This window comes from Pseudomonas sp. 300 (assembly GCF_055803035.1).
In genome coordinates this window covers 2694576-2716873 of record NZ_JAVLRV010000002.1, presented here as the reverse complement: position 1 = coordinate 2716873, position 22298 = coordinate 2694576, and the positions used below count along the sequence as shown (strand labels likewise).

The following is a 22298-nucleotide window of genomic DNA, read 5'->3' as shown; positions in this document are numbered from 1 at the left end:
GGGATCTACGTCAGATCGCGTTGTGGGTTTTGAGCCAGCCCAGACCCGCTTCGGTGGTGGTCAGCGGCTTGTATTCACAACCCACCCAACCTTGATAACCAATCCGGTCCAGGTGTTCGAACAGGAAGCGGTAGTTGATTTCACCGGTGCCCGGTTCGTTGCGCCCAGGGTTGTCGGCCAACTGGATGTGGTTGATCTCGCCCAGGTGCGCGGCCATGGTGCGGGCCAGGTCGCCTTCCATGATTTGCATGTGATAGATGTCGTATTGCAGGAACAGGTTGGCACTGCCGACCTGTTCGCGTATCGACAGGGCTTGCGCCGTGTTGTTCAGGTAGAAACCCGGGATGTCGCGGGTGTTGATCGCTTCCATTACCAGTTTGATGCCCGCCGCTTGCAGCTTGTCGGCCGCGTACTTGAGGTTGGCGACAAAGGTTTTTTCCACGGTGGCATCATCGACGCCTTGTGGACGAATACCGGCCAGGCAGTTGACCTGGGTGTTGCCCAGCACGTGGGCGTAGGCGATCGCCAGATCGACCCCGGCGCGGAACTCTTCGACCCGGTCCGGCAGGCACGCGATACCGCGTTCGCCCTTGGCCCAGTCACCGGCCGGCAGGTTGAACAGCACCTGGGTCAAACCGTTGGCGTCGAGCTTGGCCTTGATCTCGGCGGAGCTGAAGTCGTAAGGAAACAGGTACTCGACACCACTGAAGCCGGCCTTGGCGGCCGCTTCGAAACGGGCGAGGAAATCCTGTTCGGTGAACAGCATGGACAGGTTGGCTGCGAAACGCGGCATGGTGGTCTCCCGTAAATGTGTGAGGTCCCTTGCAGGAGCCAACTTGCTGGCTCCTGCAAGGAGAGCGATCAACTGTTAATCAAGCAACGAAATCGCCGTCGGCGCATCGTTGCCCACCAGCGCCAGGTCTTCGAATTCGTTGACGGCGTTGATCTCGGTGCCCATGGAAATATTGGTCACGCGCTCCAGAATAATCTCGACGATCACCGGCACCTTGAACTCTTCGATCAGCTCCTGAGCCTTGCGCAGGGCAGGCTGGATCTGAGCCGGTTCGAACACACGCAGCGCCTTGCAGCCGAGGCCTTCGGCGACTGCGACGTGATCGACGCCGTAACCGTTGAGTTCCGGAGCGTTCAGGTTATCGAAGGACAGCTGCACGCAGTAGTCCATGTCGAAACCGCGCTGAGCCTGACGGATCAGCCCCAGATACGAGTTGTTTACCACAACGTGGATGTACGGCAGCTTGAACTGCGCGCCCACCGCCAACTCTTCGATCATGAACTGGAAATCATAGTCGCCCGACAGCGCCACAACCTTGCGGGTCGGATCAGCCTTGACCACGCCCAGTGCTGCTGGAATGGTCCAGCCCAGCGGACCGGCCTGACCGCAGTTGATCCAGTGACGCGGCTTGTAGACGTGCAGGAACTGCGCGCCGGCAATCTGCGACAGACCAATGGTGCTGACGTAGCAGGTGTCTTTGCCGAACACCTGATTCATTTCTTCATAGACGCGCTGCGGCTTGACCGGCACGTTGTCGAAGTGGGTCTTGCGCTGCAGGCTGGCTTTGCGCTGCTGGCAGTCTTGCAGCCAGGCGCTGCGGTTTTTCAGCTTGCCGGCAGCTTGCCATTCGCGAGCGACTTCGATGAACACGGTCAGCGCGGCAGCGGCGTCGGAAACGATGCCCAGGTCCGGGTTGAACACGCGGCCGATTTGCGTCGGCTCGATGTCAACGTGAATGAACTTGCGGCCCTCGGTGTACACGTCGATCGAGCCGGTGTGACGGTTGGCCCAACGGTTACCGACGCCCAGCACCACGTCGGACTTCAACAGGGTGGCGTTGCCGTAACGGTGCGACGTCTGCAGACCAACCATGCCAACCATTAGCGGGTGATCGTCCGGGATCGTGCCCCAACCCATGAGGGTCGGGATCACCGGAATGCCGGTCAGTTCGGCGAATTCCACCAGCAACTCGCTGGCGTCGGCATTGATGATGCCGCCACCGGCGACCAGCAATGGACGCTCGGCTTGATCGAGCATGGCCAGGGCTTTCTCGATTTGCACGCGGTTAGCGGTGGGCTTGGCCAGGGGCAGCGGTTCGTAGGCATCGATGTCGAATTCGATCTCGGCCATCTGCACGTCGAACGGCAGGTCGATCAGCACCGGTCCCGGACGGCCGGAGCGCATTTCATAGAAGGCCTTCTGGAACGCATAGGGCACCTGGCCTGGTTCCATGACCGTGGTCGCCCACTTGGTCACCGGTTTGACGATGGTGGTGATGTCGACCGCCTGGAAGTCTTCTTTATGCATGCGGGCGCGGGGTGCTTGCCCGGTGATGCACAGAATCGGGATCGAGTCGGCCGAGGCGCTGTAGAGCCCGGTGACCATGTCGGTACCGGCTGGGCCGGAAGTGCCGATGCACACGCCGATGTTGCCGGCCTTGGTGCGGGTGTAGCCCTCGGCCATGTGCGAGGCGCCTTCAACGTGGCGAGCGAGGACATGATCGATGCCACCGACTTTCTGCAAGGCGGAGTACAGCGGGTTGATTGCGGCGCCCGGGATGCCAAAAGCGGTATCAACCCCTTCACGGCGCATCACCAGAACGGCGGCTTCGATTGCTCTCATTTTGCTCATGGTTTTGTGCCTCTTACGTTTTGTAATTGTATACAAGTGGCTTTGCGCAGAGTGTATTCACGGCGGACGGCGCAGGTCAATCCATTTTCTCAAGCGACTGTTTCATTCGTCGGTAGCCTGTTCTGCTGTGGCTTTTCGTCGCATGTGGCGCTTTTCGAGAATTATTGTATACAAAAAAATAACTCATTGTGTTCTATTTGTTGCATCGGACTGCGGCACAAACGCGCAGTCCATCCGCTTTCCCTATAACAAAATGAGGACGGCACCATGAGCGCTTTAACCTTGAAAGTGGCAGTCAGCCTGACCAGTCAGGCCATTTCCGCCGCACGTGCAATTTCCGCGGCCCCCTTGACCATCGCCGTACTGGATGCCGGCGGGCATCTGGTCACCCTGCAACGCGAAGACGGCGCCAGCCTGCTGCGCCCGCAGATCGCCATCGGCAAAGCCTGGGGCGCCATCGCGCTGGGCAAAGGCTCTCGCCTGCTGGCGCTGGACGCCCAGCAGCGTCCGGCATTTATCGCGGCGTTGAACAGCCTGGGGCAGGGCAGCGTGGTGCCGGCACCAGGCGGCGTGCTGATTCGGGATCAGGACGGGAACGTGCTGGGTGCGGTGGGGATCAGCGGGGATCTTTCGGATGTGGATGAGCAGTGTGCGATCAATGCGATCGAGGCGTTGGGGTTGCGGGCGGATGCGGGGGTGAGTGCTTGATCTTGTATTGATTGATCTATCGCCATCGCCAGCAGGCTGGCTCCCACAGGGGATTATCTGAGCATCAGAGATCACTGTGGGAGCTAGCCTGCTAGCGATAGCTATCGTCCAGACACATCGGGCTAAAAGTCTGTCCCGCCATTTAATAAACACAGGTCTAGCCTTCTTCATGACTTTAATCATGCAGGGGCAAAGGAATGCCTGATTTACCCGCTTCAAACCGCTTACGCATCGGCCGCTATGCTGAGCCAAACCGCATCTATCTCTTGACCACCAACACACTCGCTAGAAAACCTGTTTTCAAGGATTTTATCTTGGGTCGATTGGTCGTCGCACAGTTTCGCGCCGCACAAGACCAAGGCTGCGTTAATTCGTTGGCCTGGGTCATCATGCCCGATCATTTCCATTGGCTGGTCGAGTTACAGGAGGGGTCGTTGGGTGACCTGATGCAAAAGACCAAATCACTGAGCACCAAAGCAGTGAAACAGTTTACTGGTCGCAAGATCACCCTCTGGCAGAAAGGCTTTCACGACCGGGCTCTGCGGCGGGAGGAGGATTTGGTGAAGGTGGCGCGGTATGTCGTGGCCAACCCATTGCGGGCTGGACTGGTGGAAAAGCTTGGCGACTATCCACTCTGGGATGCCATTTGGGTTTGAGCTGAAACCGGGTCGTCTTCATCGCTAGCAGGCTAGCTCCCACAGGGGATTTGTGGGCGCCACAGATCCAGTGTGGGAGCTAGCCTGCTAGCGATAAAGTCAGCGCAAATTTAATGATCCGGCTCACACCCCTTCAGCACCAACCGAATAATCGTCTGCGCCGCCGCTTCATAATCCTCTTCATCCAGCTTGGCCTTGCCGGTGATGGCGGTGATCTGCCAGTCAAAGTCGGCATAGGTCTGGGTCGCGGCCCAGATACTGAACATCAGGTGGTTGGGGTCGATGGCGGCGATCTGGCCGCGGTCGATCCAGGTCTGGATGCAGTCGATGTTGTGCTTGGCCTGGCCGTTGAGCTGCTCCACCAGATCGGCGCTCAGATGCGGCGCACCGTGCATGATTTCGCTGGCGAACACTTTCGAGGCGAAAGGCAAATCGCGGGAGATGCGGATTTTCGAGCGGATGTAGCCGCTCAGCACTTCACTGGGCACGCCGTCGGCGTTGAACGGCGTCGAGGCCTGCAAGATCGGCTCGATGATGCTTTCCAGCACCTCGCGGTAGAGGTTTTCCTTGGATTTGAAGTAGTAATAGACGTTGGGCTTGGGCAATCCCGCCTTGGCTGCGATGTCACTGGTTTTGGTCGCAGCGAAGCCCTTGTCGGCAAACTCTTCACTGGCGGCACGCAGGATCAGTTCTTTGTTGCGCTCGCGGATGGTGCTCATAAACCAGGGGGTTCCTTGCCTGTTCTGGCGGTTGCGCATGGTAGCACCGGCCTCGCGCGACGCTCAAGAATGCCCCATGCGGCGCTCGGCCGCGCTATGCTGCGCAGCATTCAATCCAAAAGGACATCTGATTCATGGCAGGAAGCAGTTTACTGTTGCTGATCGACGACATTGCCGCGGTACTCGACGATGTGGCGTTGATGACCAAAATGGCCGCCAAGAAAACCGCCGGCGTGCTCGGTGACGATCTGGCGCTCAACGCCCAACAGGTTTCCGGCGTGCGTGCCGAACGGGAAATTCCGGTCGTTTGGGCAGTGGCGAAGGGCTCGTTTCTCAACAAACTGATTCTGGTGCCGTCTGCGCTGGCGATCAGTGCATTCATTCCGTGGCTGGTCACACCGTTGTTGATGGTCGGTGGTGCTTACCTGTGCTTCGAGGGCTTTGAAAAGCTCGCGCACAAATTCCTGCACAGCAAGGCTGAAGACCAGGCTGAACATGCAGAGCTGGTCGAAGCCGTGGCCGATCCGGCAGTCGATCTGGTGGCGTTCGAGAAGGACAAGATCAAGGGCGCCATCCGTACCGACTTCATTCTTTCGGCGGAAATCATCGCCATCACCCTCGGCACCGTGGCAGGCGCGTCGCTGACTCAGCAAGTCATCGTGCTGTCGGGCATTGCCATCGTCATGACCATCGGTGTCTATGGCTTGGTAGCCGGCATCGTCAAGCTTGATGATCTGGGTCTTTGGCTGACCCAGAAGCCTGGGCAGATGGCCAAAAATATCGGTGGCGGGATTCTGCGTGCGGCGCCGTACATGATGAAAAGCCTGTCGGTGATTGGCACGGCGGCAATGTTTTTGGTCGGCGGTGGCATCCTGACTCACGGTGTACCGGTGGTTCATCATTGGATCGAAAGTGTCAGCGCAGGGGCGGGCGGTGCCGGGTTTATCGTGCCGACGTTGCTGAATGCGGTGGCGGGGGTTGTGGCGGGTGCGGTGGTGTTGGCGGGTGTGATGGCCATCAGCAAAATCTGGAAGGCAGTCAAAGACTAAAGCCTGACTCTATGCAACTGTGGGAGCGAGCCTGCTCGCGATAGCGGTGGATCAGTCAACATTTACGGGGACTGATGCTGCCTCATCGCGAGCAGGCTAGCTCCCACATGGGATGTGTGGTGTTGGACAAAACGCATGAAAAAGGCCATTCGACTCACATCGAATGGCCTTTTTTTGTGGCGATGAATTACTCGGCGATCTGCAATTTGCGCGACTCGGTGTACACGTAACGCACCTTCTCGTACTCGAACGGCGAGTTCAGTTGGCCATAGCGGAAGCTGTTCTGGTGACGCTTGTCGATGCTGCGCAGGACCCAGACTTCAGGGTGGTTGGAGCTGACTTCGGCAACGTTCAGGAAGTTGATCGCGCTCTCGGCGGTGAAGTCCACGGCCAGGCCGCCGGTATCGCGAATGTTGGAAGGGCCAAGGATCGGCAGCACAAAGTAGGCGCCGCCCGGTACGCCGTAGAAACCGAGCGTCTGGCCGAAGTCTTCGCTCTGGCGCGGCAGGCCCATGGCGGTGGCCGGGTCCCACAGGCCTGCGATGCCGATGGTGGTGTTGAGCAGCAGGCGTGCGGTGGTTTCCATCGAGCGCTTGCCTTTGAACTGCAGCAGGCTGTTCATCAGGTTCGGCACGTCGCCGAGGTTGTTGAAGAAGTTGCTGACGCCGGTGCGCAGGAAGCTCGGCGTGATGTAGCGATAACCATCGACCACTGGCAGGAACACCCATTGGTCGAAGCGGTAGTTAAAGTGATAAACCCGGCGGTTCCACTCTTCCAGCGGGTCGTAGACGGCCAGCGCGTTGAGCGTCGAGCGTTCGAACTCGCGCTGATCCAGCCCCGGGTTGAATTTGAGTTTGCTCAATGGCTCTTTGAAGCCGTCGCCGTCGATGACGACCGGTGCATTGGCTTTGCTGTTGTCGGCATTGGCGACGCCTGCACAGAGTAACGCTGCGACAAGCAGGAGGTATTTAGCCACGGAAGAACTCCAGCATGGCGTCGCTGTTGACGCGGTAGTTAAGGTTGCCGCAGTGGCCGCCCAGAGGATAAACAGTCAAGCGGTCGCCGAAGGTCTTGCGCAGGAACCCAAGGTCGCCCGGGCCGAGGATCACGTCGTCGGCGTTGTGCATGACCGCGATTTTCGGGCTGTCGTGCAGGTAATCCTTCAGGGCATACAGGCTCACCTGGTCGATCAGTTGCAGCAGACTTCCGCCGTCGGTGCGGGCGCGCCACATCGGGATCACTTGTTCGGTGATGTAGCAGTCGAAGTCGCACTGCAGCGCACGCTTGAGGAACGGTGTGAGGCTGGTGCCTTCGGTGATCGGGTATTTCGGCGGCGTGATCAGGCCGCGACGGTTGATCAGGTCCGAGGTGAAAGCGATGTCGGCCGCCGAAAAGCGGAACGACGTGCCGATCAACATGGCCATCTGTTCGTTGCTCAGATGCTGCTTGGACTGCTGGAAGTCATAAAGCAGAGCATCGTTGAGGTCGATGTAGCCTTTCTGCTGGAAGTAGCGGGTCAGCTTGTTCAGCACCAGTTCATAGAACGTCGTGCTGTTGTTGATGCCTTTGACTTCGGTCTGGACCAGCTTGTCGAGGTTGGTGATCGAGGTGTAGAGGTTGACCGGCGGGTTGAGCAGCAAGACTTTCTTGAAGTTGAAGCTGCGGCGGGTTTCGTCCAGGTGTGCGACGAATGCCGCGTCCAGTGCGCCCAGGCTGTAACCGGTCAGGTAGTAGTCGGTGACAGGCACATCGGGGTTTTGCGCCCGCACGGCTTGCATCACGCGGTACATGTCTTCCGCGTCTTCCTTGGTGATACCGGGTGTGGCAAAGCGTGAGGCGGCGCTCATGAAGTCGAAGCTGGTGGGCGACGACAGTTGCACTACGTGGTAACCGGCCTTGTAGTAGAGCTTCTTCAGGTATTCGTTAAGGCTGCTGTCATAGCGTGCGCCGGTGCCGGCGATCAGAAAGATCAGCGGGGCGGCTTTATCCTGGGTGGCGATGCGGTAGGTGAGCTTCTTCACCGGCCAGAAGTTGTCCGGCAGTTCGAACTCACGCTCCGGGCGCAACGTGACGCTGCGGGTTTGCTGGTCGATGTCTTCGTCAAGCGGCAGCTCCGGACGCATGTCCGGCGGCGTCGTGGCAATGGTCGCCTCGAACGGGTTGGTCAAGGGGAAGCCATAACTGGCTGCGTCGATATCGACCGCCAGTGCAGACGCACTCAAAATAAGGCCGCCAAACAGGGCGGCAAAGCGCAAGGAACGGAGCATGACTGGATCCCTTAGAGAACGGTGCCGAATGAAGTTCGCAGGCTATGACCACGGGGGTTGCGCCAAAGTGCCATGCATCGGCACCAATCAGGGCTAATTTCGGAGTAATAGTAGCTGGACGATACACTTTGCAGTGATTGACTGCCCAGTTAACTGTTGTTAACGCTTGCGTCAGGCTGTCGGCGGATTAAGCTGGCCGCCGTTTTCGTTTATTGGAGTGCCTCATGTCCCGCCGTCTGCCCGTGATTCTTCTGCTTGTCTTGCTGCCTTTATGGCTGGCCGCCAGTTATGGCGCGCGTTATGGCTTCATGGAGGATGCGCAATGGGTCGGTCTCTGCGTCGACGACGCGAGCCGCTGGGAATGCGTGGTCCGTTCGAACCTGGGCTTGATGATTCATTTCCAGGTGTTGGGCTGGGCAGCCCTGGCGGCTGCGGTGATCGGCTTTGTGTTGCCGGGCCGGGCAGGGTGGTGGTTGGCGATACTGGCGCTGGCGTTCGGTTTTCCGGCGCTGGCGTTGTACAACACGACGATGGCAGTTTTTGCGGTGGTGATTGCTGCTTTGCGTCTGGTCCGGGCGTCTCGTAGCGCCTGATAGTCAGTCTTCGCGAGCAGGCTCGCTCCCACAATAGATCTTCGGTGGCCACAGAGTTTGTGTACGACAAAGATTAAATGCGGGAGCGAGCCTGCTCGCGATGAGGCCGGTAGCTGCGCTGAAGCTCAGCCCTTGCGAACCCGCAAACTACGCCACAACGCCGCCACCATCAACACACTCACCAGCGCCCAGCCCCAGGCCTGCTGGTTCTGCAAACCTTCGCGATACAACTGCGGCGCAATGCCAGCGCCGATGATGAAGGTCAGCAAGGCAATCTCTCGACGCGGCACGCTCACCGGGCGACACAGGTAAACCAGTGCTGGCAGGATGAACGCGACACTCGGGAAGCTGCGATAACGCGGATCGAACACCAGCTCCAGCATCATCACCGCTGCCGCAAACCCTGCCACCGCCAGCAACCAGCCCGCCCAACGTTCCAGCGCAGCGAAGGCTTGCCCACGCCAGCCCGTGCGAGCACTCAATGTCAGCGCTGCATGCGCCAGCACCAACAGATTCAAACCCGTCAGCAAGGCGACCCACAACCATTCGCTGGCAAAGCGCGTGGTGACCCGTGCCAGATCGCCCCAGGCGCCAATCGAACAGGCCGCCAAAGCGCCGAGCAGCGGTAGCACCAATGCAGAGCGGGTGCTTCGTACACGACCACCAAGGATCAACGTGCCCAGGAAGATCAAACCACCCACTGCCAGCCACTGGGACCAGTACGGCACGTTCGACACCGGACCGGCCAGCACGCCCTTGTCCTGGCGATCAGCGTCGAACAGGCCCCAGTAGCCACCAACCGCCCCTTCACTGGCGCGTTTCCAGGGTTGGTCGAACGCTTCGATCAGGTTGTAGTGCCAGCCTTCTTGCTCGGCCATGATCACAAAGTTGCGAATGAACTTGGCCTCGTTGACCCTGCTCGGCAGCGCGGTTTCGCGCTGGCGGCCTTCGCTCGGCCAGCCGGTTTCACCAATCATCACGTCTTTTGGCGCGAATTTGTTGCCGAACACCTGACGCACTTCGCGAACATGTTGCAGCGCGGCGTCGATGTTCGACGGGTCGTCTTCCCAATACGGCAACAAGTGGATGGTCAGGAAGTCCACCGCCGGGGCGATTTCCGGGTGTTTGAGCCAGAACTCCCAGACGTCGGCATAAGTGACAGGCTGTTTGACCTGGCTTTTGACCTTGTTGATCAGCTTGGCCAGTTGCGCACCGGTGACTTCCTTGCGTAGCAAGGCTTCGTTGCCGACGATCACCGACGTGACCACATCCGGGTTGGCGTTGGCCGAGGCGATCAACAGATCGACTTCTTTTTCGGTGTCCACCGGATTGCTGTTCACCCACGCGCCGATCATCAACTTCAGGCCATGCTTGCGGGCCAGATCGGGCAGGGCCTCAAGGCCGGTCATCGAATAGGTGCGAATGCATTCGAAGCGGGTGGCCAGCAGCGCGAGGTCGGCGTCCATGCGCTCGGGACGCAACTTGAACGGCTGATCGAACGGCGACTGGTCCTTGTCGAACGGGGTGTAGGAGGCGCATTGCAGCTTGTGTGTCGAACTGGCTACGTCCGGCAGAATCACCGGTTTGCCGAGGCCGTACCAAAAGCCGCCGAGGGCAAACAGCCCCAGCAGGCAGGCAAACAAGTAAGCGAAAAAAGGAAAACGTGATGTCGCGGGCATGGGCAGGCCGTCTGGGAGCAAAGCCGCGCATGTTACCCGCATTTGTCCCCCGCTTGGTGGCCTGCATGATTTTGACATGCAAAGTTCGGGCGGATTGCCCGAGGCATTTCAGAGGGTCGAGATTAATGGCTTTCTGATGTCGTTTCTCGATGCCTTGAGGTCGCTGACAGCACAGGTCGCCGATGGCGTCAGGTTGATTATCGAGGCGTCAGTACCCTCGTTGATAAATCGCGCTGATGATCGAACGAATTTGCGGTGAGGCGTGATGGGGGCGCTGTGCACCATAACAATACGTTGACGCGACTCGGCATCCGTCGAGCGCAGCACTTTCGGGGAAGTAACGATGAAGATGCGACGACTTTTAGGCGCGGGTGCCGCACTGGTGCTTGCGATTGGCTCCACCTTGGCCAATGCCGAGAGCAAAACCCTGAGCATCGGTTACGTTGACGGCTGGTCCGACAGCGTCGCGACCACCCACGTGGCGGCCGAAGTGATCAAGCAGAAACTGGGTTATGACGTGAAGCTGCAAGCCGTCGCGACCGGGATCATGTGGCAGGGCGTGGCCACCGGCAAACTCGACGCCATGCTGTCCGCCTGGTTGCCGGTGACTCACGGCGATTACTGGACCAAAAACAAGGATCAGGTCGTCGACTACGGTCCGAACTTCAAGGATGCGAAAATCGGCTTGATCGTGCCTGAGTACGTCAAGGCCAAAACCCTTGATGACCTGAAAACCGACGACAGCTTCAAGAAACGTATCGTCGGCATCGACGCCGGTTCGGGTGTGATGCTCAAGACCGAGCAGGCCATCAAGGATTACGACCTGACCGGTTACCAACTCAAGGCCAGTTCCGGCGCCGGCATGATTGCCGAGCTGACTCGTGCAGAGAAGAAAAACGAATCCATTGCCGTCACCGGTTGGGTGCCGCACTGGATGTTCGCCAAGTGGAAACTGCGCTTCCTGGAAGACCCGAAAGGCGTTTATGGCGCGGCTGAAACCGTAAACAGCATCGGCAGCAAAGAGCTGGCCACCAAGGCGCCGGAAGTGGCGAAGTTCCTGAAGAACTTCCAGTGGGCGTCGAAAGACGAAATCGGCGAAGTCATGCTGGCGATTCAGGACGGTGCGAAACCTGAAGCGGCAGCGAAGGATTGGGTCGCCAAGCATCCGGAGCGCGTTGCAGACTGGACCAAATGATTTGAGCTGACGTTTCTGGTCAGCGCTTCTCAAGGCCCCTTGGCATAAAAGCCAAGGGGCTTTTTGCTTTTCTGCGGGAGCGCCAAACCGAACATTGGCGATTCTGTCATGTCGTTCTAATACTAAGGTCGTCTGGAACCTGTCCCGCAGCCGCATAGAGTGGATACCGTTCCAACAATAATCTGTGCTGCGAGGATAAAAACAATGAACGACAGCATTTACCTCTCGATTCAAAACAGCCCGCGCTTCAAGGAGCTGGTTAGTAAGCGAGAAAGGTTCGCCTGGATTCTTTCGGCGATCATGCTTGGGCTTTACTCCGGATTCATCCTTTTGATCGCTTACGGGCCGCATATTCTGGGTGCGAAACTCAGCCCTGGGTCTTCGATAACCTGGGGCATACCGATCGGTGTCGGGCTGATTCTTTCGGCCTTCATCCTGACCGGGATCTACGTGCGACGCGCCAACGGCGAATTCGACGACCTGAACAATGCGATTCTCAAGGAGGCTCAGCAATGATCCGGCGTCTAATGGCTCTATTGAGCATCGCAGCTTTCGCACCGGGCGCCTGGGCGGCTGAAGCCCTGACCGGCGCCGTGCAAAAACAACCGCTGAACGTTGCCGCGATCATGATGTTCGTGGCGTTCGTCGGCGCAACTTTGTACATCACTTACTGGGCCTCCAAGAAAAACAACTCGGCGGCCGACTACTACGCGGCCGGTGGCAAGATCACCGGTTTCCAGAACGGTCTGGCGATTGCCGGTGACTACATGTCCGCGGCGTCCTTTCTGGGTATTTCCGCGCTGGTGTTCACCTCCGGCTACGACGGCCTGATCTACTCGATCGGCTTCCTGGTGGGCTGGCCGATCATTCTGTTCCTGATCGCCGAGCGCCTGCGTAACCTGGGTAAATACACCTTTGCCGACGTGGCGTCCTATCGCCTCGGGCAAACCCAGATTCGCTCGCTGTCCGCTTGCGGTTCGCTGGTGGTGGTGGCGTTCTACCTGATCGCGCAAATGGTCGGTGCCGGCAAGCTGATCCAGCTGCTGTTCGGTCTCGACTACCACGTTGCGGTGATCCTGGTCGGTATCCTGATGTGCATGTACGTGTTGTTCGGCGGCATGCTGGCGACCACTTGGGTGCAGATCATCAAGGCTGTGCTGTTGCTGTCCGGTGCCTCGTTCATGGCGCTGATGGTGATGAAGCACGTCAACTTCGACTTCAACGCACTGTTCTCCGAGGCGATCAAGGTTCACCCTAAAGGTGAGGCGATCATGAGCCCGGGCGGTCTGGTAAAAGATCCGGTCTCCGCGTTCTCCCTGGGCCTGGCGCTGATGTTCGGTACCGCTGGTCTGCCGCACATCCTGATGCGCTTCTTCACCGTGAGTGACGCGAAAGAAGCTCGCAAGAGCGTGCTGTATGCAACCGGCTTCATTGGTTATTTCTACATCCTGACCTTCATCATCGGCTTCGGCGCGATCCTGCTGGTCAGCACCAACCCGGTCTTCAAAGATGCGGCTGGCGCGCTGTTGGGTGGTAACAACATGGCGGCGGTGCACCTGGCCAACGCGGTCGGTGGCAGTATCTTCCTGGGCTTCATCTCGGCGGTAGCGTTCGCGACCATCCTGGCAGTGGTTGCCGGTCTGACCCTGGCCGGTGCTTCGGCGGTGTCTCACGACCTGTATGCCAGCGTGATCAAGAAAGGCAAGGCCAACGAGAAGGATGAGATTCGCGTCTCGAAAATCACCACCATCGCCCTGGCGGTGCTGGCGATCGGTCTGGGCATTCTGTTCGAAAGCCAGAACATCGCGTTCATGGTGGGCCTGGCGTTCTCCATCGCGGCGAGCTGTAACTTCCCGGTGCTGCTGCTTTCCATGTACTGGAAGAAGCTGACCACCCGCGGTGCGATGATTGGTGGCTGGCTGGGTCTGGTCAGTGCGGTTGGCCTGATGGTTCTTGGGCCAACCATCTGGGTGCAGATCCTGCATCACGAGAAGGCGATCTTCCCGTATGAATACCCGGCGCTGTTCTCGATGATCATTGCGTTTGTGGGGATCTGGTTCTTCTCGATCACTGACAAGTCGACCGCGGCTGACAATGAGCGGGCGCTGTTCTTCCCTCAGTTTGTTCGTTCGCAGACTGGTTTGGGGGCGAGTGGGGCGGTTTCGCACTAAGGCTTCGAGATTGTTTGTGTAAGTTGGGTTAAACAGAAATGCCCCGGTCGAGAGATCGGGGCATTTTTTGTTGTGCGGTTATCGCTCTTTGTTGCCGTGGGACTTGCCCCCGAGTCAGCCTGATAGTCGAGGATTGTGCGGGTTTACTCCATCCTCTGTGGGAGCTAGCCCTGCTAGCGAAAAACGTCCAGGTGACGCGTTCATGCAGACAGCACGCGTTATCGCTAACGACCATCGCTAGCAGGCTAGCTCCCACAGGGGGAATGCGTACGCTTGAAGAGCCAGGCCGGCCGGTGCGCCGCCGGCTATGGATGGCTGATGGCGGCGGGCCCACGGAGCAGGACCGGAGCGAGGGCATCTGAGCCTAACCGAAGGGCCGAACGAGAGGGGCAAGAGCGCTTGGCTACTTGGGGTCGGGCGGCGTTCAGTTTTCCCTGGCGACCTGCTGTTTGGGCGGAACCCATAGCCGTCGTCACCGAAGAAACGGATATACCCCCCGATCAATGAGGCAGCCAAACCCGGCACAAACAAAAACGGCCTCTATATAAATAGAGGCCGTTCCCGATGCAACTTTAAGACGTTATCGCAAGACACGTCTTATTTGCGGTCTTCCAGCTTGGTGATGTCGCGCGACTCGTAGCCGGTGTACAGCTGGCGCGGACGGCCAATCTTGTACGGGCTGGAGAGCATTTCTTTCCAGTGGGAGATCCAGCCGACAGTCCGCGCCAGAGCGAAGATCACGGTGAACATGCTGGTAGGAATGCCGATCGCCTTGAGGATGATCCCCGAGTAGAAGTCGACGTTCGGGTACAGCGAGCGCTCGATGAAGTACGGGTCGGTCAGGGCGATCTCTTCCAGGCGCATGGCCAGTTCGAGTTGCGGATCGTTGTTGATCCCCAGTTCCTTCAGCACTTCGTCGCAGGTCTGCTTCATCACTGTGGCGCGTGGGTCGCGGTTTTTGTAAACCCGGTGACCGAAGCCCATCAACTTGAACGGATCGTTCTTGTCCTTGGCCTTGGCGATGTACTTGTCGATGTTCGACACATCGCCAATTTCATCGAGCATGGTCAGAACAGCTTCGTTCGCGCCGCCGTGGGCAGGGCCCCACAGTGCAGCGATGCCAGCGGCGATACAGGCGAACGGGTTGGCACCCGAAGAGCCGGCCAGGCGTACGGTGGAAGTCGACGCATTTTGCTCGTGGTCGGCATGGAGGATGAAGATCCGGTCCATGGCCTTGGCGAGTACCGGGCTGATCGGTTTGATCTCGCACGGGGTGTTGAACATCATGTGCAGGAAGTTTTCCGCGTACGTCAGGTCGTTGCGCGGGTACATCATGGGTTGGCCCATGGAGTACTTGTAAACCATCGCTGCCAGGGTCGGCATCTTCGCAACCAGACGGATCGCGGAGATTTCGCGATGCTGCGGGTTATTGATGTCCAGGGAGTCGTGGTAGAAGGCCGAGAGAGCGCCGACTACGCCGCACATGACGGCCATCGGGTGGGCGTCGCGACGGAAGCCGTTGAAGAACGTCTTCAGCTGCTCGTGAACCATGGTGTGGTTCTTGACGGTGCTGACGAACTGGGCCTTTTGTTCTGCGGTCGGCAACTCGCCGTTGAGCAGCAGATAGCAGGTTTCCAGGTAGTCCGACTTTTCAGCCAGCTGTTCGATCGGGTAGCCGCGGTGCAGCAGAATGCCGTTGTCGCCGTCGATATAGGTGATCTTCGATTCGCACGAGGCGGTCGACATGAAACCAGGGTCAAAGGTGAAACGGCCCGTGGCCGTCAGGCCCCGAACATCGATAACATCGGGACCAACGGTGCCGGTTAAAATGGGCAGCTCGACGGGGGCTGCGCCCTCGATGATCAACTGCGCTTTTTTGTCAGCCATGTGGCCTCCTATTTATGCTTGAAATCATCAGACAGACCCCCCACGCAGGGCCCGCACCACTATAGTGAGATAAATTCGAATGTCAATTTGCCTAAAGTCTTGCTCCAGAAGGCTTTAACCGGACTTTTTCCTCGAAATTGACTGCCATTTACGCCTTTTATCCAACTTGTGCAATGCGCTATTAGGGGAAGGTGAACGCGTTGTCATTAGTAGCCTAACTGTCTATACTCGGCCTCCGACCGCCAGGGGCTTTTGGGCCTGCTTTATTGGGGGTCGCACTCCCTGGGTGGTGGGTACCTGACCAGTGCACTCCCCAACAACTTTGCCCTGATTGTTAGGGGCTCTTCAGTGTGAAAAAAAGCCGTGAATAGCCAACGACCTGTAAACCTAGACCTAAGGACCATCAAACTCCCAGTCACTGCTTACACGTCCATTCTTCACCGAATCTCCGGTGTCATCCTCTTTGTCAGCCTGGCCATCATGCTTTATGCATTGGACAAATCGCTCGACTCGGAAGAAGGCTTCGGTCAGGTGAAAGCGTGTCTGACCAGTCCGCTAGCCAAGCTAGTGATTTGGGGCATCCTGTCCGCCTTGCTGTATCACCTGGTTGCCGGCGTGCGCCATTTGATCATGGACATGGGCATCGGTGAGACGCTTGAAGGCGGCAAACTGGGCTCGAAAATCGTTATCGCCGTTTCTGTGGTGGTAATCGTTCTGGCAGGAGTTTGGATATGGTAACTAACGTTACGAACCTATCGCGTTCGGGCCTCTATGACTGGATGGCACAACGTGTGTCTGCGGTCGTTCTCGCGGCTTACTTCATTTTCCTGATCGGATACGTCGTTGCCCATCCTGGCATCGGCTACGCCCAATGGCATGAACTGTTCGCAAACAACTGGATGCGTATTTTCAGTCTACTGGCCCTCGTTGCCCTCGGCGCTCACGCCTGGGTCGGCATGTGGACCATTGCGACCGACTACCTGACGCCAATGGCGTTCGGCAAGTCCGCGACTGCAATACGTTTCCTCTTCCAGGCAGTATGCGGCGTTGCGATGTTCGCCTACTTCGTCTGGGGTGTGCAGATTCTTTGGGGTATCTGATTCATGTCTACTACTGTTAATACGCTTTCGTTCGACGCCATCATCATTGGCGGCGGCGGTGCTGGCATGCGCGCTGCTCTGCAGCTGGCACAGGGTGGTCACAAGACTGCCGTTGTCACCAAGGTTTTCCCGACTCGTTCGCACACTGTATCCGCCCAGGGTGGCATCACCTGCGCCATCGCGTCCGCCGATCCAAACGATGACTGGCGCTGGCACATGTACGATACCGTCAAGGGCTCCGACTATATCGGTGACCAGGACGCTATCGAATACATGTGTTCCGTAGGCCCGGAAGCGGTCTTCGAACTCGAGCACATGGGCTTGCCGTTCTCCCGTACCGAGCAGGGCCGCATCTACCAGCGTCCGTTCGGCGGTCAGTCGAAAGACTTCGGTAAAGGTGGCCAGGCTGCCCGTACCTGCGCCGCTGCCGACCGTACCGGTCATGCATTGCTGCACACCCTGTACCAGGCCAACCTGAAGGCCGGCACCGTATTCCTCAACGAATACTACGGCGTCGACCTGGTGAAGAACGAAGACGGTGCCTTTGTCGGCATGATCGTCATCTGTATCGAAACCGGTGAAACCTCCTACGTTCGCGCCAATGCCACCGTTCTGGCGACTGGCGGTGCAGGCCGTATCTACTCGTCCACCACCAATGCCCTGATCAACACCGGTGACGGCGTCGGCATGGCGCTGCGTGCTGGCGTGCCGGTACAAGACATTGAAATGTGGCAGTTCCACCCGACCGGCATCGCCGGCGCCGGTGTACTGGTAACAGAAGGCTGCCGCGGTGAAGGCGGTTACCTGATCAACAAGCACGGCGAGCGTTTCATGGAGCGTTATGCTCCGAACGCCAAAGACCTTGCCGGTCGTGACGTTGTTGCTCGCTCGATGGTTAAAGAAATCATCGCCGGCAACGGTTGCGGTCCCGATGGCGACCACGTAATGCTGAAACTCGATCACCTCGGTGAAGAAGTTCTGCACAGCCGTCTGCCAGGCATCATGGAACTGTCCAAGACCTTCGCTCACGTCGATCCTGCCGTTGCGCCGATTCCGGTCGTTCCAACCTGCCACTATATGATGGGCGGCGTTGCCACCAACATTCATGGCCAGGCAATCACTCAGGACGCTGACGGCGTTGATCAGATCATTCCTGGTCTGTTCGCGGTAGGTGAAGTGGCGTGCGTATCGGTTCACGGTGCCAACCGTCTGGGCGGTAACTCGCTGCTCGACCTGGTGGTATTCGGCCGTGCCGCTGGCCTGTTCCTGGAGCAGACCCTGAAAGAAGGCGTTGATTACGCCCGTCCACGCCAGTCCGACATCGACGCTGCCCTGGCGCGTCTCGATGGCCTGAACTCGCGTACCGAAGGCGAAGACGTCGCCACCCTGCGTAAAGAGCTGCAAAGCTGCATGCAGAACTACTTCGGTGTATTCCGTACCGGCGAATACATGCAGAAGGGTATCGCTCAGTTGGCTGATCTGCGTGGCCGTATCGCCAACGTCAAGATCAACGACAAGAGCCAGGCGTTCAACACGGCTCGTATCGAAGCGCTGGAACTGCAGAACCTGCTGGAAGTGGCCGAAGCCACCGCCATCGCTGCAGAAATCCGCAAAGAGTCCCGCGGTGCTCACGCCCGTGAAGACTACGAAGATCGCGACGACGAAAACTGGCTGTGCCACACCCTGTACTTCCCGGGTGACAAACGCGTGACCAAGCGTGCTGTGAACTTCTCGCCGAAGACTGTTCCGACTTTTGAACCTAAGATTCGGACTTATTAAGGGTGGCCGCCATGTTGCAAGTCAGTGTTTATCGCTACAACCCTGATCAGGACGCTGCGCCGTTCATGCAGGAATTCCAGGTCGATACCGGTGGTAAAGACCTGATGGTGCTGGACGTGCTGGCTCTGATCAAAGAGCAGGACGAAGGTTTCTCCTATCGTCGCTCTTGCCGTGAAGGTGTTTGCGGTTCCGACGGCATGAACATCAACGGCAAAAACGGTCTGGCATGCGTCACGCCGCTGTCTTCTGTCGTAAAAGGTAACAAGCTGATCGTTCGTCCGTTGCCAGGTTTGCCGGTTATCCGTGACCTGGTCGTCGATATGAGCATCTTCTACAAGCAATACGAGAAGGTTAAGCCATACCTGCAGAACGACACGCCGGCTCCGGCCATCGAACGTCTGCAGACCCCTGAAGAGCGTGAAAAGCTCGACGGTCTGTACGAGTGCATCCTGTGCGCTTGCTGCTCGACCTCTTGCCCGTCCTTCTGGTGGAACCCGGACAAGTTCCTGGGTCCAGCTGCTCTGCTGCAAGCGTACCGCTTCCTGGCAGACAGCCGCGACACCAAGACTGCCGAGCGTCTGGCTTCGCTGGATGACCCGTTCAGCGTATTCCGCTGCCGCGGGATCATGAACTGCGTCAACGTCTGTCCGAAAGGCCTGAACCCGACTAAGGCCATCGGTCACGTACGTAACATGCTGCTGCAAAGCGGCGTGTGATTCAGCTGCTGTAACAGTAGGACCGCTGTACCCGTAGATGCTACGGCGCAGGCTTCAACCGGCGCCGTAGTTTTAACCTGAGCAGTAGCTCACAAAGCTGCCGCTCTTATTTTGAAGAAATGAGACAAGCAGGGGCATCCGGGCTGGTACCCGGACTATCAGCGTGATCCTAAGTGGCTTGTTTTGGTCGCTGCATTCGGACTTCTGCAAGTTTGCTCGGTGTCGACGCCGGTGGTGTTCCCCTAACCGAGGGTGACCAAGCATGCAAGAAAGCGTGATGCAGCGCATGTGGAACAGTGCCCACCTTTCAGGTGGAAACGCTGCCTATGTGGAAGAGCTTTATGAGCTCTACCTGCACGACCCTAACGCTGTGCCAGAAGAGTGGCGCACCTACTTTCAGAAGTTGCCTACTGACGGCAACTCTGCCACCGATGTTTCGCACTCCACAATTCGCGATCATTTCGTCTTGCTGGCAAAGAACCAGCGCCGCGCACAACCGGTTTCCGCCGGCAGCGTGAGCAGTGAGCACGAGAAGAAGCAAGTTGAAGTGCTGCGATTGATCCAGGCCTACCGTATGCGTGGCCACCAGGCAGCCCAGCTTGACCCGCTGGGGCTGTGGCAGCGTCCTGCACCTGCAGACCTGTCGATCAATCATTACGGCTTGACCAATGCCGATCTTGATACGACCTTCCGTGCCGGCGACCTGTTCATCGGCAAAGAGGAGGCGAGCCTACGCGAAATTCACGAAGCGTTGCAGCAGACATATTGCCGCACCATCGGCGCTGAATTTACGCATATCACCGATTCCGAGCAGCGCCAGTGGTTCCAGCAGCGTCTGGAAAGCGTGCGTGGTCGTCCGACGTACTCCGCCGACATCAAGAGCCACCTGCTCGAGCGCGTCACTGCTGGTGAGGGCCTGGAAAAATACCTGGGCACCAAATACCCGGGCACCAAGCGTTTCGGTCTGGAAGGCGGCGAAAGCCTGATTCCGATGCTCGACGAGCTGATCCAGCGTTCCGGTTCCTACGGCACCAAGGAAATCGTTATCGGCATGGCCCACCGTGGCCGTCTGAACGTACTGGTCAACACCTTCGGCAAGAACCCGCGCGAGCTGTTCGACGAGTTCGAAGGCAAGAAGAAGGTCGAGCTGGGTTCCGGTGACGTTAAATACCACCAGGGCTTCTCGTCCAACGTGATGACCACCGGCGGTGAAGTTCACCTGGCCATGGCGTTCAACCCGTCCCACCTGGAAATCGTATCTCCAGTGGTCGAGGGTTCGGTTCGCGCCCGTCAGGATCGTCGTAACGACCCTACCGGCGAGAAGGTTCTGCCGATTTCCATCCACGGTGATGCGGCATTCGCCGGTCAGGGCGTGGTGATGGAAACCTTCCAGATGTCGCAGACCCGCGGTTTCAAGACCGGCGGCACCGTGCACATCGTGATCAACAACCAGGTCGGTTTCACCATCAGCAACCCGCTGGACTCGCGTTCCACCGAGTACGCGACCGACGTTGCGAAGATGATCCAGGCACCGATCCTCCATGTGAATGGTGATGATCCGGAAGCCGTGTTGTTCGTGACCCAGCTGGCCATCGACTACCGCATGCAGTTCAAGCGTGACGTGGTAATCGACCTGGTCTGCTACCGTCGTCGCGGCCACAACGAGGCCGACGAGCCAAGCGGCACCCAGCCGATCATGTATCAGCAGATCACCAAACAGCGCACTACCCGTGAACTGTATGCCGATCGTCTGACCCAGGCCGGGGTGCTGGACGTTGAGCGTGTTCAGGCGAAAGTCGATGAATACCGCAACGCGCTGGACAACGGTCTGCATGTTGTAAAAAGCCTGGTCAAAGAGCCGAACAAAGAGTTGTTCGTGGACTGGCGTCCGTATCTGGGCCACGCCTGGACTGCGCGTCACGACACGCGTTTTGATCTGAAAACCTTGCAGGAACTGTCCGCCAAGCTGCTGGAAATTCCGGAAGGCTTCGTGGTTCAGCGCCAGGTCTCGAAAATCTACGAAGACCGTCAGAAAATGCAAGTTGGCGGCCTGCCGATCAACTGGGGTTACGCCGAAACCATGGCGTACGCGACCCTGGCGTTCGAAGGTCACCCGATCCGCATGACGGGTCAGGACATCGGTCGCGGTACGTTCTCGCACCGTCACGCTGTCTTGCACAACCAGAAAGACGCGGGCACCTACGTCCCGCTGCAAAACCTGTACAACGGCCAGCCACGTTTCGACCTGTACGATTCGTTCCTGTCCGAAGAGGCCGTGTTGGCGTTCGAATACGGTTACTCGACCACCACGCCTGAGGCGCTGGTGATCTGGGAAGCCCAGTTCGGCGACTTCGCCAACGGTGCCCAGGTGGTTATTGACCAGTTCATCACCAGTGGCGAGCACAAGTGGGGCCGTCTCTGCGGTCTGACCATGCTGCTGCCGCACGGTTATGAAGGTCAGGGTCCGGAGCACTCGTCGGCTCGTCTGGAGCGTTACCTGCAACTGTGCGCCGAGCACAACATTCAGGTTGCTGTCCCGACTACACCTGCTCAGATCTACCACTTGCTGCGTCGTCAGGTGATTCGCCCGCTGCGCAAGCCATTGATCGTTCTGACTCCGAAGTCGCTGCTGCGTCACAAACTGGCCATCTCGACGCTGGAAGATCTGGCCGAAGGTTCGTTCCAGACCGTTATCCCGGAAATCGATACCCTGGACCCGAAAAAGGTCGAGCGCGTTGTTCTGTGTAGCGGCAAGGTCTACTACGACCTGCTGGAAAAACGCCGTGCCGAAGGTCGTGATGACATCGCCATCGTGCGTATCGAGCAGCTGTACCCATTCCCTGAGGACGACTTGAACGAAGTCCTGGCTCCTTACACCAACCTCAAACATATCGTTTGGTGTCAGGAAGAGCCGATGAACCAGGGTGCCTGGTACTGCAGCCAGCACCACATGCGCCGCATCGTTGGCAATCACAACAAGTCGCTCGTACTCGAGTACGCCGGCCGTGATGCTTCTGCTGCACCTGCTTGTGGTTATGCATCGATGCACGCTGAGCAGCAGGAAAAACTGCTGCAAGACGCCTTTACTGTTTAACGCCTTCGCGCACCTGAAACCGAATTTAAGGACTCACAGAT

At 58.2% G+C, this 22298-nt stretch carries 19 protein-coding genes; 12 read left to right on the top strand and 7 right to left on the bottom strand.

Translation table 11 applies throughout. From position 1 onward, the window contains the following. Positions 1-10 precede the first annotated feature (10 nt). Both hyi and gcl read right to left on the bottom strand, forming a co-directional pair. On the bottom strand, positions 11-793 hold the full coding sequence (gene hyi, locus Q7W83_RS18765; protein WP_150630193.1) for a hydroxypyruvate isomerase: 783 nt from the start codon (positions 791-793) through the stop codon (positions 11-13). A gap of 75 nt (positions 794-868) precedes the next feature. After that, positions 869-2644, bottom strand: coding sequence for a glyoxylate carboligase (gene gcl / locus Q7W83_RS18760; RefSeq protein ID WP_150630192.1), 1776 nt, complete (start codon positions 2642-2644; stop codon positions 869-871). A 267-nt stretch (positions 2645-2911) separates the two neighbouring features. Here gcl and Q7W83_RS18755 point away from each other — a divergent pair, with 267 nt between their 5' ends. Then, positions 2912-3352 (top strand): GlcG/HbpS family heme-binding protein, encoded by a 441-nt coding sequence (locus Q7W83_RS18755; protein WP_150630191.1) that lies wholly within the window; start codon positions 2912-2914, stop codon positions 3350-3352. A gap of 197 nt (positions 3353-3549) precedes the next feature. Then, positions 3550-4008: an REP-associated tyrosine transposase gene (locus Q7W83_RS18750; RefSeq protein WP_150630190.1), complete on the top strand. Its 459-nt coding sequence runs from the start codon at positions 3550-3552 to the stop codon at positions 4006-4008. 110 nt (positions 4009-4118) lie between these two features. Here Q7W83_RS18750 and Q7W83_RS18745 read toward each other — a convergent pair whose 3' ends face one another. Next, complete coding sequence (locus Q7W83_RS18745) at positions 4119-4727, bottom strand: TetR/AcrR family transcriptional regulator (protein WP_150630189.1); 609 nt, start codon at positions 4725-4727, stop codon at positions 4119-4121. 134 nt (positions 4728-4861) lie between these two features. Between Q7W83_RS18745 and Q7W83_RS18740 the strand changes: the two genes are divergently transcribed. Beyond that, positions 4862-5776 (top strand): DUF808 domain-containing protein, encoded by a 915-nt coding sequence (locus Q7W83_RS18740; RefSeq protein WP_473656473.1) that lies wholly within the window; start codon positions 4862-4864, stop codon positions 5774-5776. 187 nt (positions 5777-5963) lie between these two features. On the opposite strand, the gene Q7W83_RS18735 is transcribed toward Q7W83_RS18740, so the two are convergent. After that, the gene (locus tag Q7W83_RS18735; protein ID WP_150630187.1) at positions 5964-6752 is read right to left on the bottom strand and encodes an MlaA family lipoprotein; all 789 of its coding nucleotides are present in this window, start codon (positions 6750-6752) and stop codon (positions 5964-5966) included. Continuing rightward, positions 6745-8043, bottom strand: coding sequence for a serine/threonine protein kinase (locus Q7W83_RS18730; protein ID WP_150630186.1), 1299 nt, complete (start codon positions 8041-8043; stop codon positions 6745-6747). The genes Q7W83_RS18735 and Q7W83_RS18730 overlap by 8 nt, the downstream gene beginning before the upstream one ends. 224 nt (positions 8044-8267) lie before the next feature. On the opposite strand from Q7W83_RS18730, the gene Q7W83_RS18725 reads away from it, so the two are divergent. Then, a complete protein-coding gene (locus Q7W83_RS18725) occupies positions 8268-8636 on the top strand; it encodes a hypothetical protein (protein WP_150630185.1) in 369 nt (122 codons plus the stop codon). A gap of 125 nt (positions 8637-8761) precedes the next feature. Here Q7W83_RS18725 and Q7W83_RS18720 read toward each other — a convergent pair whose 3' ends face one another. Continuing rightward, the gene (locus tag Q7W83_RS18720) at positions 8762-10357 is read right to left on the bottom strand and encodes a glycoside hydrolase family 17 protein (RefSeq protein ID WP_473656472.1); all 1596 of its coding nucleotides are present in this window, start codon (positions 10355-10357) and stop codon (positions 8762-8764) included. A gap of 301 nt (positions 10358-10658) precedes the next feature. Here Q7W83_RS18720 and Q7W83_RS18715 point away from each other — a divergent pair, with 301 nt between their 5' ends. The 3 genes from Q7W83_RS18715 to Q7W83_RS18705 all read left to right on the top strand — a co-directional run bounded on the left by Q7W83_RS18715 (position 10659) and on the right by Q7W83_RS18705 (position 13681). Then, positions 10659-11510 (top strand): glycine betaine ABC transporter substrate-binding protein, encoded by an 852-nt coding sequence (locus tag Q7W83_RS18715; RefSeq protein ID WP_150630182.1) that lies wholly within the window; start codon positions 10659-10661, stop codon positions 11508-11510. 204 nt (positions 11511-11714) lie between these two features. Further along, on the top strand, positions 11715-12026 hold the full coding sequence (locus tag Q7W83_RS18710) for a DUF485 domain-containing protein (protein WP_150630181.1): 312 nt from the start codon (positions 11715-11717) through the stop codon (positions 12024-12026). Beyond that, positions 12023-13681: a cation acetate symporter gene (locus tag Q7W83_RS18705; protein WP_150630180.1), complete on the top strand. Its 1659-nt coding sequence runs from the start codon at positions 12023-12025 to the stop codon at positions 13679-13681. Before Q7W83_RS18710 ends, Q7W83_RS18705 begins: the two co-directional genes overlap by 4 nt. Positions 13682-14278: 597 nt before the next feature. On the opposite strand, the gene gltA is transcribed toward Q7W83_RS18705, so the two are convergent. Beyond that, the gene (gene gltA, locus Q7W83_RS18700) at positions 14279-15568 is read right to left on the bottom strand and encodes a citrate synthase (protein ID WP_017337241.1); all 1290 of its coding nucleotides are present in this window, start codon (positions 15566-15568) and stop codon (positions 14279-14281) included. Positions 15569-15931: 363 nt separating this feature from the next. Here gltA and sdhC point away from each other — a divergent pair, with 363 nt between their 5' ends. From sdhC to Q7W83_RS18675, 5 genes are all read left to right on the top strand, one after another. Continuing rightward, a complete protein-coding gene (gene sdhC, locus Q7W83_RS18695; protein ID WP_017337242.1) occupies positions 15932-16306 on the top strand; it encodes a succinate dehydrogenase, cytochrome b556 subunit in 375 nt (124 codons plus the stop codon). Beyond that, positions 16300-16668 carry a succinate dehydrogenase, hydrophobic membrane anchor protein gene (gene sdhD, locus Q7W83_RS18690; protein ID WP_017337243.1) on the top strand — a complete coding sequence of 123 codons (369 nt, stop codon included), beginning with the start codon at positions 16300-16302 and terminating at the stop codon, positions 16666-16668. The genes sdhC and sdhD overlap by 7 nt, the downstream gene beginning before the upstream one ends. A 3-nt stretch (positions 16669-16671) precedes the next feature. Next, a complete protein-coding gene (gene sdhA / locus Q7W83_RS18685; protein ID WP_008032662.1) occupies positions 16672-18447 on the top strand; it encodes a succinate dehydrogenase flavoprotein subunit in 1776 nt (591 codons plus the stop codon). Positions 18448-18458: 11 nt separating this feature from the next. Beyond that, on the top strand, positions 18459-19163 hold the full coding sequence (locus Q7W83_RS18680; protein ID WP_010456852.1) for a succinate dehydrogenase iron-sulfur subunit: 705 nt from the start codon (positions 18459-18461) through the stop codon (positions 19161-19163). A gap of 262 nt (positions 19164-19425) precedes the next feature. Beyond that, positions 19426-22257, top strand: a complete 2832-nt coding sequence (locus Q7W83_RS18675; RefSeq protein WP_150630176.1) for a 2-oxoglutarate dehydrogenase E1 component — start codon at positions 19426-19428, stop codon at positions 22255-22257. Positions 22258-22298: the final 41 nt, after the last annotated feature.